Annotated in this window: 6 protein-coding genes; all 6 read right to left on the minus strand. The window is 50.9% G+C overall.

Annotated features, from left to right (window positions below; all coding sequences use genetic code 11):
- Positions 1–35: 35 nt before the first annotated feature.
- The gene (locus IPP66_06000; protein MBK9924830.1) at positions 36–971 is read right to left on the minus strand and encodes an NAD-dependent epimerase/dehydratase family protein; all 936 of its coding nucleotides are present in this window, start codon (positions 969–971) and stop codon (positions 36–38) included.
- Between the two features lie 128 nt (positions 972–1,099).
- A complete protein-coding gene (locus tag IPP66_06005) occupies positions 1,100–4,609 on the minus strand; it encodes a glycoside hydrolase family 6 protein (GenBank protein MBK9924831.1) in 3,510 nt (1,169 codons plus the stop codon).
- A 186-nt stretch (positions 4,610–4,795) separates the two neighbouring features.
- Positions 4,796–7,456 (minus strand): cellulase family glycosylhydrolase, encoded by a 2,661-nt coding sequence (locus IPP66_06010; GenBank protein ID MBK9924832.1) that lies wholly within the window; start codon positions 7,454–7,456, stop codon positions 4,796–4,798.
- A gap of 373 nt (positions 7,457–7,829) precedes the next feature.
- Positions 7,830–10,289 carry a S8 family serine peptidase gene (locus IPP66_06015; GenBank protein MBK9924833.1) on the minus strand — a complete coding sequence of 820 codons (2,460 nt, stop codon included), beginning with the start codon at positions 10,287–10,289 and terminating at the stop codon, positions 7,830–7,832.
- Positions 10,290–10,351: 62 nt separating this feature from the next.
- Positions 10,352–13,210 carry a CHAT domain-containing protein gene (locus tag IPP66_06020; protein ID MBK9924834.1) on the minus strand — a complete coding sequence of 953 codons (2,859 nt, stop codon included), beginning with the start codon at positions 13,208–13,210 and terminating at the stop codon, positions 10,352–10,354.
- Positions 13,203–13,811, minus strand: coding sequence for a hypothetical protein (locus IPP66_06025; protein ID MBK9924835.1), 609 nt, complete (start codon positions 13,809–13,811; stop codon positions 13,203–13,205). The genes IPP66_06020 and IPP66_06025 overlap by 8 nt, the downstream gene beginning before the upstream one ends.
- Between the last annotated feature and the right edge of the window lie 49 nt (positions 13,812–13,860).

The following is a 13,860-nucleotide window of genomic DNA, read 5'->3' on the forward strand; positions in this document are numbered from 1 at the left end:
ATGCGAATTTCTTAAACACGAAGGTGATTTTGAATTTAACGCGAAGGGCGGAAGGTTTCTGGACTCCTGTGTGCGCGGGGTTTGCGTTCGAGGTAATTTAGGCGATAGGCAAAGCGTGCGGGCATGAGGCCGAATGTGCGCGGCAAATTTTCAACGGGACAGGTGCGATTGACGGCGACATAATCGAGCCAATAGGTGGACGCATTGAGGTGATGTGCAAACGAATCCAGTAATACGACGAGGACACGCATGTAAGGCGGTGGGAGCGGCACGATCAGCCGACGCGTATGTGTAACGCTCATGATGGTTTCAACGACTTGTCGCAAAGTGAAATATTCACCGCCACCGATCTCGTATGTCTGATTGACCATCTCTGGGTTTTGCAATGTCCAGATCAAACAGGTGACAAGGTCTTCCACCCAAAGCGGTTGGAGCAGTGTTTTTCCTCCGCCTGGGAGTGGGACGATACCGGGTGTGTAACGAAGAATATATGCCAGTGAAGATGTGAAGCCATCATCAGGGCCAAACACAACGGATGAGCGGATGATGGTGTGGGGAACTCCGCTCTTGCGGATGTGTTCCTCGGCAATGCCTTTTGATTTTTGAACAGGGAATGCGGATGCACGGTCTGCACCGAGATGACTGAGGAAAACGAATCGTTCCACATCTGAGCTTGCGGCAACTTGTGCGAGCGTACGCGTGCCTTCGATATCTGCAGTGAGAAGATTGCCTCGGCGTCCCTGAGATGCGGCGCTGGCGAGATGATAGACCTGATTCACACCGCGAAAGGCAGCGCGCAGACCACGCTCATCGTTGAGACTCACCACTGCCACTTCCACGGGAACGCCTTTGGGCAGGCGTGGTGACTGAGGGGATGGACGAAGCAATACGCGGACTTGTTGTCCTGTTTCGGTGAGGTGGCGCACGAGGACGCGTCCGATAAACCCGGTAGCGCCGGTAACGAGAATCATAGATAAGATTATAGCAGAGGCGAAAAAAGCGGACACGGCTGAAAACCATGTCCGCTTTTTTGTTGCTTTGCAGTGTGTTGTACTACAAGATCACGAACGTACAACGTACTGTGTCAAACGAGATTGACCTATGGGAATGGCGGGTAGGCGTTGGCGACCAGTTCTTCGAACTGTGCCTCGAACCAGCGACCGGAGACCGGCGCGTTGGGCAGGGCATTCGTCAATGTGTTGCCATTCAATGTGTTGCCTGTATAGGTCGGGTCACACATGCGGTCGAAGCCCTTGCCGCCGGGGTTATCTGGGCCGATGGGGATGAGCGAGCTTGAACCATCTGATTCACCTGGAGGCTTGACCCATACATACGCTTCGATGCCAGCGACCGGATTGACGGTCGGGCGTTCGCCGATACCGGCGCCGCTTTGATTACACCAGTTACCTTTATGGTTGCGTTTGTCAACGCGGGTTGCCATGACGAAGGTCTTCAAGTCTGTGGAGGTGCTGGCGGCAGTAGGCCGGTTCGGGCCACCCCAACCGTTGCGGGATGTGTCGATCAACATGCCGATATCTGACGGGTAGGCATTGGCTCCGGTGGTGAGAGCAGTTTTCAGCGCGGCAAGATACGGGAGTTCATCGATGTAGATGTTCCAATCGTACCAACTCTGCAGTGAGCGGACGGGCTGTCCACCGACTTGTGTGTTCGCATCCATGAACGGCTCATCGACCGGGTTGTAGTTGGCTGTGTTGCTGATAAAGCCATCAACCTTGCTGTTACCGCCGGAGATACCAGCGCCCATATCCTTGATCAAGTTGACGAAGGGAGTGAAGTTGCTATCCCAACCAAGCCATGCGGCATGGGCTACGTCGATATAGGCGTAGGTATTGCTTATGGAGCGCAGTTTGCCGATGGCATACTGCACGCCTTGAACGTATGCGCCAGTGGATTGTGCTTCAGAGCACTTGGCGAAGCTCAAATTGGTGATGAGGTTCGGCAGAGAGTCTGGTTCGATCACCATCACGATGCGCAAGTTTGCGTATTTGGCCTGACTGACGGTGGCGTAGATCGCGTCAATATATTCGGTCTTGTAACGATTTAAGCCATTGTTAGCGATCAGCAATTCACCATTGGAAGCCAGAGCAGAACAATCGCGATTGGGCAGATCGTAGACAACGATGCCGATGGCGTTGGCACCCTGCGCGAGAGCCTGGTCCAAGTGACTGGCGAGACTGCGTGCGTAGCCGTTTGTGCCGTTGACCGCGTCAATGCTATCGAGCCAGACGAAGGTCGGGTAGTTTGCGACCTGTTTCATCTTGGCGCCGAGCGTGCCGCCCACTGTGTTTCCTGCGGCGGTAACCGATGCGACATAGTCCACGTTCTTATAGAATGTTGCACCAACAAACGGGTTTGCAAGATGCGTTCCCGCTGGTGGGTTGGTGGGAGTCACCGATGCAGTCGGTGTGAATGTGGGCGTATTGGTTGGTCCACCCGGGGTATTAGTGGGTGGGATCGGTGTGTTTGTGCGTGACGGTGTGGCTGTTGGTCCGATGGGTGTATTCGTGCGCGAAGGTGTAACCGTCGGGCTGATAGGAGTGTTAGTGGGACCGCCTCCGCCACCGCACGACGATCCATTGACCGCAAAGTTGGTCGGGTTGGCGTTTGTGCCGGTGTAGTTGGCATTGAAACCAAAGCTGGTATTGCCACCGACAGGGATGTTGCCGTTATAGCCCAAATCCTTTACAGAGACGGACGCGCCACTTTGTGTGTAAGCTCCATTCCATAAATTGGTAATTGTTTGGTTACCTCCGAATGTCCATGTCAATGTCCAGCCATTGATCGCGGACGAACCAGTGTTGTTGATCGTGACATTCGCACCAAAGCCGGTTCCCCAATCATTGGATTTGGTATACGTCACTGAACAGATGCCACTGCCCGAGGATGTAGCCGTGGGTGGTACGGATGTGTTCGTGCGTGTTGCTGTGGGGCCGATAGGGGTGTTCGTCTTTGTAGCCGTTGGTCCGACCGGGGTGTTGGTCTTTGTTGCAGTTGCCGGGACCGGTGTGTTAGTCGAGGTCGAACCACCGGGTTCAACTCCCCAGATACGTGTACCGCTTACATACGCGGGAATATTGCTCCAGTCGGTATAACTGGTGGGCAAAGTGCCGGTGGAACGCCACCAATCATTACTGGATGAATAGTTACTGGCCCAGTTATTCAAATGCAGGGCCGTATTGAAATCCCAAGCGGCACCGGCCGCAAGTGAAGCAGTACCATAATTGACAGTGAAGTAATAAGTGGAACCGCTCAATTGGGTGGGCCCGCTGATAGTCGCTGCGCTGGATTGATCGTAATACTTTTCAAGCACATAAGTGGAAGCGGCTTGTGAACCATCAAGCGTGAAATAGACGCGCATTGAGATGTTAGAGACGGCACTGGCGCCCGTGTTGCGCACGCGTAGGTTGAAGCCAGACTGCTGGTTATTATCAGTGCCAGATCCACTTAATTGCACTTTTATAGCGCCGCCGCTGACCGCTGTATTGGTCGGTCCCGGCGGGGTATTCGTGCGTGATGCTGTGAGTGAGGCAGGTACCGGTGTGTTCGTGGAAGTTCCACTACCAGGCAGGCCGTTGTTGCGCTTGTCGAAGAGCAGTTGCTTGGTGTACTCACCCATGTAGTTTTCGCCGCCCAACAGGTTCCAGTTCTCATCCCACATTTTGGGATCCCAATACTGGTCGAAGACCCAGGCGGTCCAGCTCAAGCCTTTTGATTCCATATAGTTGCTGAACGGAATGCCATAGCCTGAAAGTGTGCCGCTCGTTGGGGTGGCACCGCCCTGTATCCAACCCCACTCAGTGACAAAGAACGGAACAGAGTTCGCGGCATTGCCGAACCACGAATCCCAATTGCTTTGTCCGCCGTGTTCTGGGTAAATATGGGCAACATATACGAGGTTGTTTCCAACGAATGGACTGCTTGCCGCGCTGGAAAGATTCTGCGACCAACGTGGCCCGCCGATCAAGATCAGGTTGTTCGGCGCATGCGAACGGATGATATCCACCCAGGGTTGCGCCCATTGCTTCCAGGTTGTCCAGTTATCAGGGTTGACCGGTTCGTTATACAACTCGAAGATCACATTCGGGGTATTGGCATAGCGTGGTGCCACATAGTTCCAGAACGCCCGCGTGGCCGTATCAACGGTGCTGTTGTTGTAATCGCTGATATAGTGCCAGTCAATGATGCAGTAGATCTGGCGTGCCACACAGTTCTGGATGGCCGGGTTGAGATGGTTATTGAAATAAGCATCCGGGTTCGCGAGCCAGCCGGGCGAACTATCGATCGCATTCGGATAGACCGGCAAACGCACCACACGTGCGTACCAGCCATCCGATTCATTGGTGGCCATATTGATCAACTGGACGGCATTGCGCGTACGTCCAAGGTTGACCTCGCCAATATCGACCAGTGAGACACCGCGCAGAACGACATTATTGCCCTGCGGGTCTTTGATATACCTGCCCGAAACACTCAGCCACGGTGTGCTTATGGCCTGCACGGTTTGTGTCGGGAGGAACATGCCAGCGATCAACACGGTGATCGTCAGCAATGTCAGAAACAACGAGCTTGTTTTCATCGTACGAGACATATTCTTCTCCTTGGGTTATCTTCCTGCCCCGCGCCAGGGGGCAATATGGATATAACAGGCGGTGGTTACATGGACATCATCTGGACGCTTCGATCTCCTTTCGAATGATCCGCCTCTTCGATGCGATTCTTTTCGGACCTTTCAACTGGTCCAGCATCGAAGAGGCTTAATCTTTGTTGAATGCTGTTACTGACAAGCCGTTCCGTTAAGCGAGAAGCTGGTCGGGTTGGCGTTCGTGCCGCTGTAGCCGGCATTGAAACCAAAATTGGTAGAGCCGCCATTGGCAGGGATGTTTGCGTTGTATCCCAGATCCTTTACCGAAACGTTCTTCCCACTTTGGGTGTAGGAACCATTCCACAGGTTTGAGATGGTTTGATTGCCAGCGAACGTCCAAGTCAATGTCCATCCATTGATTGCTGACGTACCGTTGTTCTTGATGGTCACATTCGCCGTAAAGCCACTTCCCCAATCATTTTGGTTGGTGTATGTCACGCTACAAGTAGCCGTTGTCGGAGTGGTGGGTGTATTGGTAGGCGTATTGGTGCGTGATGCGGTCGGTGTGATCGATGGCGTATTTGTGCGAGATGGAGTTGCGCTTGGCGTATTGGTCCGCGAAGCCGTCGGTGTGATGGAAGGCGTGTTGGTTCGCGTGGGAGTATTCGTCACAGGTGTATTTGTGAACGTGGCAGTGGGTGTACGTGTGAAGGTAGCAGTCGGGGTCACCGAAGTATTGGTGGGTGTGACCGGTGTCACAGGACTGCCGCCTGGTTCCGTGCCCCAAGAGATGGAGCCATTCACATAGGCTGGTATGGTTGCCCAATCGGTGTAGCTGGTGGGCAATGTACCGGTGGCGCGCCACCAGTCATTGCTGGATGAGTAATTGCTGCCCCAGCCACTCAAATGGATGGCCGTGTTGAAATCCCAAGAACTGCCAGCCGCAAGAGAGGCCGTCCCGTAGCTGATGGTGAAGTAGTACGTTGAGCCAGAGAGAAGGGTTGGCCCACTGATCGTTGCCGCGCTCGATTGATCGTAGTATTTTTCAAGCACATAGGCAGATGCAGGTTGCGAGCCATCAAGCGTGAAGTAGATGCGCATCGATACATTGGATACTGCAGTGGTGCCGATGTTTCGAACGCGAAGGTTCACTGCCGACTGCTGAGTGTTATCCGTGCCACCAGTGAGTTGTACTTTCAACGTACCATTGACCGGGGTCATGGTGATCGTATTCGTGATGGTCGGGCTTGGTGTGCGCGTTGGCGTGTTCGTTGGGCAACTCGGGCAGGCAGTTGGAGTGAACGTTGGGGTAAGTGTGGGCCCGGCAACAACAGGAACATTCCACAGTCTGCGTACCAGGGTCATTTTTCTAGCATCGAGAGGACCCCATGCACCCCAGCCGCTGGTGTTTGAAACCGGGTCGTAGGGGGTTGTGTAAAGGCCGCCGGTATCGCCAGATTCCGGGTTGATGGACCAGTAGATCGTATCGGCAATGCCTTTTTCGATCAGGTAATCCACAAAGGCGTTTTGCCATTGTTCGTCGGTCGTATTATCTGTCAGATATCCGTAGCGGGCTTGGTCACGCAAGTTAGCTTTGCCTTTTGGCCAATCCATATTGCCGCCGAATTCACCGATGACAACCGCATATCCTTGAGCCTTCAGGTAACCCCAGTGGTCATCCCAACCCTGGCGGAGCAGTGTCGGGTTGATCACGATATTACATTTCGCATCACCGAAAGCATCGCCTTCCAACCCTGCGCATGCGGGTTGAGCCGGGTCCGCGAACTGTTGACCCACGAACACAGATGGTCCATACACATGCGGTGAAAATACCAGACGGTCTTTCGGAATGTTAGGCGGATTAGCGCCAGCTTCATACAGGTTTCCACCCCAGTTGGGAACAATACGGCCGCCATACGGTACCTGAGTGATGGTGGTGGGCGTACCATCCTGATTGCCGGCTGTGGCTGAAATACCTTCGACGAAGATCAGGATATTGGGGTTCACTTCATTGATTGCAGTATAGGCATGTTCAGAGAGTGTCTTCCACTCTGTCCAGGTGTAATCCCAAGGCTCATTGAAGATATCAATGCCTAGGATGTTACTGACACCAAGTGATGAGCTCAAGCCCGCCAGTGTTCGCAGATCAGCTAACCACTTCGTCTCGTCATATGCCTGAATACGAGTGACAGTGCTCGGGTTGTTTGTTGCCGCGCAGGATGAGTCCTCGCGTTTGAAATCATAGTTCTCGCGGGTAGCGTCAACCCACGGCGGACGCGCATCCAAGCGACCCTTTCTCCAGTCCACATAGTTGGAGCAGGAGTGAATATCAAGCAGTACGTAAATGCCAGCCGCGTCCAACTCCTTGATGACTGTCTCAAGTGCCAGCCGTGAATTGGCAATACGAACCGATTCCGTATTCTTTAGGTATGGGGCCATACCTTGCGGGTCGGTGCCGGTCAAGGTTTGAGTAACCAATGGAAGTCTTACTACATTGATGCCCATGGCTTTGAACTCGGCCACATCCCCTGCATATGTGCGCGTGCTAGAGTTCCAAAAAACATTGCCCATATACTGTTCCATCGGGGCGCCGCTTGGATTGGTGGGGTCAGAAGATGGTTCGTGCCGCCCCTGAAGCCCAAACCATGATCCACCCTTAACGCGAAAAGCCACACCGTTTGCGGTGAGGTTCCCATTCGCATCCACTCGAAATACCACAGGTGTGCCAGCCGCAGCGACAGAACTCCCCGAAATGCCCAGGGAAGATACCAGGATCGAAGCAAGCACCAGCACCCCTAAAATTGAAATTGCCCTCTGTTTTACATCAGACATTCGAATTCGATTGTGAGTCATATCAATCTCCTCTATTGATCAACTAGAACATGCAAGGCTGGACCGATCAGATAAGTAATATTTTGAAAACGCTTTCTCCTTTCCAATGATGCAACTGTATGGGATGACAGCCGCATCTTCTCTACCATTGAAGTTGATTCGCCCAACCAAACTTAAATCTCCTCTGAATCTTTTTATGGTTTATCGGGCGATGTGTAGTAATTGGCTTTATGTAAATGTTTCTTGAATTACCCATAAGGGTACTTGTATATCTATAGAGAGTCCCGTATAAAAATAAATACATTTGATAAGTCATGAATCATTCCCGCAAAATAAAAAGCCGCCTGGTTCTTACCAGGCGGCTTTTGTGTTTCTGATACGAGCAGAATATTCTCTACGGTTCAACACCCCAGATCAATACCCCATTTCGATAGACAGTGATGTGATTCCAATCTGCAAATTGGGTTTTGGATGCGTCAAAGGAATAGTCGCCGGTTTGGGTGTAGTTGCTCCAATCATTCTTGGAGAAGCGGTTCTGTATTTGACCTGTGTTTGATCCGGCCGCGAGGGAGCCTGCTCCACTCGTGAAGCTGATCTCAAGATAATGACTCGCGCTGGCCTTTGGGGTTTGCATGGTCACAAACTGGGCTGAGATATTTGCACAGCCGACGATTGCAAAGTCGCACCAATAGCTTTGCGGTTGTGCGCCATCGGCTGTATACCAATAGCGAACCTTTAGCTCATTAAGCGGGATACTGGTGTTGCCGGTATTGAACAGGATCAGTTTGGGTGCAATAGCTGGACTGGATGCTGTTGTCGCGCCTGACATATATTGTATTTTGACCGTATCGCTGGATGCTATTGGTGTGGGCGGGACCGGAGTCGTTGTCTTTGTAGCCGTTGAAGGAATAGCCGTAGCAGTTTTGGCGACTGTTGCGGTAACAGCAATTGTCGCTGTTGGAGGGATGGCCGTAGCGGTTTTAGTAGCTGTAATAGCGGCAACGGTTGCCGTTTTGGTTGCTGTTGAAGGAATAGTTGTTGCGGTCTTCGTGACTGTATTAGTGGCAACCGCACTTGCAGTTTGAGTGACACCGGCTTGACCATTCGATGGCTGGACACCCCAAACCAGAGTCCCGTTGCGATATAGCGTAATATGATCCCATCGTGACAAGACTGTCTTCGTCCCGTCGAATGAGTAGTCGTTTGTTTCTACGTAGTTCGACCAGTCGGTTTTGTTGATACGCAGATATAAATCAGCCTGTCCGCCAGCAGAGAGGTGCCCGGCGTCAGTAGTGAAACCAACTTCAAGGTAAGTATCTGATGCGGTTGTCAGGTTGGTGCTTCCACTTGGGATGTTGACGAAAGTCCCAGTAACACCTCCACATCCGATCGTTGCATAGTCACAATTAAGAGTTTGTGACTGATTGGCATCCACTGTATACCAATAACGTGCCTTGAGCTCACTGAGTGGAATATCTTCGGGTGTGTTGTTGACAAGGCGGATACGTGGTTTGATGTTGTTGTCATTGATGGACCCGTAATCGCCGGCCAAGTAGTCTGCCTCAAGCCCGTTGTTCAGGGCCTTGCTGAGGTTAACGCGACCGACAGGGCTTCCACTAATGGGATTGGTTTTGGCTATGATGCGTTGAACAATCTGTGCAGGAGCCCACTCGGGGTAACGGGACATGAGAAGGGCCGCTTCACCGGCAACAACGGGTGCCGACATGGATGTACCGCTCGCAATTGCGTAACCGTTGTAGGGATAAGCGCTATAGATGTTTGCACCGGGAGCATAGATATCTGTATCGGCCACCTGCCCACCGGAGAACCAGGCGAGAGCGTCGTTCTCATCGGTAGCTCCCACTCCGAGCGCAAGTGAATTGGAATATGCGGCTGGATAGTTGGGGCCTGTGCCTGTGCCTGCGGCGGATACAACGATCACGCCGTGTGATGCGGCATAGTCGAGCGCATCTTTCAGTGATGGCGTAAGGCGTGGCGCGCTCATGCTCATGTTGATGATATCTGCACCATGATCTACCGCGTATTTAATGCCTGCTGAAACTTCCCAGTAGGTTCCCACTCCTTCGGAATTAAGCACGCGGATCGGCATGATCTGGATGCCCGGCGCTTCTGTGACAAGAATGCCGGAAACATGTGTGCCATGTCCGACGAACCCATCTGTCATGCCGTCACTGTCATCGTCAATGCCGTTGCCGCGATCATAAATTTCGGTATTCATGCTAACAAAGTTATATCCCTCTGTGATATTGCTGTTGAGGAACAAATGGTCGGGCGCCATGCCGGTATCGAGAACAGCGATAACGATGCCCTGTCCGCGGGAGATCTTTTGTGCATCGGGCAAACCGATTTTGTCCCATGCCCATTGATTAGCTCCTCCTACTGGGGTGGCAGTCAGATCACCGCGTGCGCCAAACATAATGGCCTCGGCTAGAGGAGCCATACGCGCCCCAAACATGATGGCTCCGCCACCAGGCGCACCATCTATGTAGTAATTAGGTTCGGCATAAAAAAGATCTTGATCAATATTTAAACTGGGAAGTAATTGATTGACAGTTTGTCCACCAGAAAGATGTAGAAAATAAAGGTTGGTTTCGGGAATCGTTCCGAGAAGAGTAGCGTTGTAACGAGTCAGGACTGTGCCGATCGCTACACCGGGTTTGAGCTTAACCACAACTTGATCCAGCGGCGGGTCAGCTAATTGCATATGACTTGCGCCAGCTAATCCAAAGGATGAAAAGACTAGCACAAGCATAATCAGCAAACTGATGCCCCCCCACCAACACCTACGAAAATCCGTTCTTTGCATGGCAACCTCCAGATTTACTTCAGGCATTTTGTTTAAAACTCTGTGTTTTGGAACGCATTGCGTGGATGTTCCAGAAACAAAGGGAGAATTTACTTTTCACTTCCTATCAGTATCAACGGTGACCAATAATATGGATGTTCATATTCTTTGAGCAATGAAATCTGCGCCTTGCGCAAAGCCTCAACTTTGGAATGCCCAGACAGCCACTGAAAATAAAATTCTGTGACCAGGCGAGTCATTGCTTCATCATTAACTGTCCAAAGACTCACGATCAGGGAAACAGCTCCAGCGTATAAAAAACCTCGTACCAACCCAACCAGATCATCTCCTCCGGCATCATGACCAAGCCCGGTCTCGCAAGCACTTAACGTGACAAGGGTTGCTTTCAGGTTGAGGTTGTAAATATCCTGTACTGCCAGCCACTGGTCGAAAAGACGAATGGATGAAAGTAAGGGTGCTTCGGGACGAAATAATCCATGAGCAGCGAGATGGAAAACACCGCAATCTGATATGGCTTGGTTGACATGCTCAAGAGTTGCCTGTTCGCCAAGCAAGATGTCTGCTTCTCCAAAGATGTTGGCAATGGTATTGACCTCAGTAGTCACATGAGAAATACGCTCATCTGGGACCCCTACAAGTAAAGGTTTGCCGGAGTATGGATGTTGTTTTGTAAAGGGAGTGGATTTTTTCCAGCAAAATTTCAGCACAGATGCACTTGGTGCATAGGATACGGCATGCGTCTCGATAAGATAACGGTTATCCAGACGCAAGGATTGGAAGGGTAAGGCATGCAATGGGCCATGTGGAATAACAATGATGGCACTTGCTTTTGATAATTCGTTCCAAAAAGGCCCGATCAATTTTTGCCCCAGTTCACTCAATATATCCTGGGTGTTTTGTAAAAGTACAGTCTTATGTCGTTGATAATAGCCTGTGCCATACTGAAATTTGGAAAACTGGAACGACAATTTTTCCATCAAGTTCAAAACTTCGGCGGTTGAAGCGATCGCTGGGTAAGACCGAACTTCAGATGGAGTAATGAGAAATGCAGTGATCTGGCCACGAGCAATAAAGTACTCTACAAGAAGTGTATCTTTTGGAAGATCAGGTTGAACATCTGCAGGTGTTAAGGGTGCTTCTCGAATCAGAGAAAGTTCTTCAGTATGGCGGCCTCGCAAATTACGCCAGATGGAAGTGGCTTCTTGTTCTCGTTCATCAATTTTGGCCCAGGTTTCCGGGCTAGCCGCTGGGACACCAGTCTCCCCTGGTGCAACGCCACGAGTCAAACGTGTATAAAGCCAGTTCAACTCATCTCGAATCTCTTGTAAGCGTTCCGCCCGATGGGCATCCATTTCATCGGAAATCCGCAATTTGGGACGAACCCCAGCAGATAATAAATTAACCAATGCGCGCGATTTGGCTTGCTCTGCCCACGTGAAGGCCAAAGATGGGTTTGCTGGTGCATGAAGAGTCACAAGTGCTTCATAGGGAGCGAGTTTATCTGCCACAAATGCAGTGCGATGTTCTTCTATTGCTAACGCTGCTGTCATTTGCTCAATGTTGCCCACGGCTTTTTTATAATACGCAATGGCTTGTTCGATTTTTCCCATCCCCTCGTAAACACGTCCCAAACCAGTATCAATACGTTGAGTTAACCAGGGAGCAGGCATATCTCCCAGTATCTGTTTTGCGATTTGTAACTCTTGTAAGCTCTGTTCCCATTGGCGGTTATCTGCCCAAAAAGTAGCTGCAAGAATGTGTGCGTAAGCCTGCCGGGTTTTCATACCGAGCTTCTCATATGATTGGGCGGCTTTTGTAGTCAGGCTTCTCGCCATGTCATACTGACCATCCTGCCCAAGGACTTCTGCTCGCTGGATGTCAGTATGTGCCCCCCACGCGTCATTTCCCAAGGAAAGAAATAATTTCTGAGCTTCGGCCAATAAGATAATGGCTTTTTCACGTTGTCCTAAACGCGCAAGAGCCAGTGCATGATTTGCTTTGCTACGAGCAAGTTCATATGTTATGCCCAGCTCAGCGAAAGCTTGCTCTGCCTGTCGAGCGAGCCGTAAAGCTTCATCAGGCAAATTTAAATCCAAATACAAATCACTTTCCCCATAATCGGTCATAGCCAGATTTACTTGCGAATTTAAACTGGAAAAAGCGGCGCGTGCTCTCTCGTAAGTCTGAAAAGACTTTGCATAATTCCCGCGAGCATACTGGAGCAAAGCAAGATCATAATCCACTGATGCCGCGGCGGTGCGGAGGTCTGCCTCCTCAAATACTGGTCTTGCCTGTTCGTGTAATTGTTCGGCTAATAGAAAATCATCCAGTGGAAGCAATGAATTCGCTTGGTTGATCTTGCTCATTGCCGCATAAAAGTTTTCGCCAAGAGATGTGAATGCTGTAGTTGCACGCTCGAAGGATTCCACTGCTAGAGCATACTGTCCTTGACTGTAATGAATGTTGCCTAGATTCATGTCAAGTTTGGCGAGATATAGTGTGTCTTGTTGTTCGATAAATACAATACGGGCGGATTCAGCGAGGGCTAACGCTTGATCAAATTGCCCAAGTTTCATCAAAGTAAACATGTGACCGATACTTATGCGAGCGGCATCCAGGGGCTTCCCTGCGGAATTAAAAAGCTGGGCCGCGCGTTCGTAACATTGCACGGCGGCTTCAAGCTCGGCAAGAGAATCATGTGCGTTAGCTTGTGCCCATATTGCCAACGCACAGGCCTCATCGTCATTAATATATTCGGCTACTTCTTCTGCGATTTGTCCGATTTCGAGCGAACGACGAGCATCGTCACGTTCGATCGTATCCGCTTGTTCTTTGAGCGCGTATACGATGTCCACATGCACGGCATCAGGATTCCCCTTTAGAAGAAAAAGCCGCGCCTGAATATCGGACGCGGTGAGTAAAGCTTCTAATAATTCTGTTTTATTCATTCCGGAACTCAAGCCCCGTGACAGCGATCTCTTGATCCTCAAGATCGAACACAAGGTCGTAAGTGCCGGATACAACCCCATGAAAGGCGAATTGACCGAGTGAGTCTGTTTCAGTTGCCTTCTGCTGTCCATCATTGTTTTGCAAACTTACAAAAGCGGGAAGGAAACCTCCTGAATGTTGGGTATCGAGTACCTGCCCGCGCAATTCGTGATCGTTGCGGCTCGATTTGATCTGCAGGTCAATATCCACTTGTTCGGTAGTAAATAGCATTTGATGTGTTCGCCCGGCGCCTCGTGTGGCGGCAAACGATAATTGTGTGTGGCTATCGAAGGTCAGCGACGCAACCAGTCGATTCAAAAATTTGGGCGAGGCCTCTTTCATCTGGCCTTTCGCCCTGTTAATTGCCTGCTGAAGGATATGGGATGGGGGAGCTACCGTGTGGTCCGTCGCAACAGTTTCCAGAACTTTTCTTACAAGAGACATGCGCCGGTCACATTGAGGACATGTTGCCGTAAGGTGCTCATCGACCATGCTTCGTTCCTCGGCAGGGAGTCGGTTTTCCAAATAGTTGAGTAGGGTTTCGTAGGATATGTGAGTCATGGGATTCCGCTTTCTTATTTAGAGCGTTCCATTTGCCAAAAAATACATC

Source organism: Candidatus Defluviilinea proxima, assembly GCA_016721115.1.
In the GTDB taxonomy this organism is placed as follows: domain Bacteria; phylum Chloroflexota; class Anaerolineae; order Anaerolineales; family Villigracilaceae; genus Defluviilinea; species Defluviilinea proxima.

Bases quoted from the DNA above. Each gene is read 5' to 3' on its own strand.
- IPP66_06000 (MBK9924830.1), bottom strand. From the start codon at position 971: ATGATTCTCGTTACCGGCGCTACCGGGTTTATCGGACGCGTCCTCGTG.
- IPP66_06005 (MBK9924831.1), bottom strand. From the start codon at position 4,609: ATGTCTCGTACGATGAAAACAAGCTCGTTGTTTCTGACATTGCTGACG.
- IPP66_06010 (MBK9924832.1), bottom strand. From the start codon at position 7,456: ATGACTCACAATCGAATTCGAATGTCTGATGTAAAACAGAGGGCAATT.
- IPP66_06015 (MBK9924833.1), bottom strand. From the start codon at position 10,289: ATGCCTGAAGTAAATCTGGAGGTTGCCATGCAAAGAACGGATTTTCGT.
- IPP66_06020 (MBK9924834.1), bottom strand. From the start codon at position 13,210: ATGAATAAAACAGAATTATTAGAAGCTTTACTCACCGCGTCCGATATT.
- IPP66_06025 (MBK9924835.1), bottom strand. From the start codon at position 13,811: ATGACTCACATATCCTACGAAACCCTACTCAACTATTTGGAAAACCGA.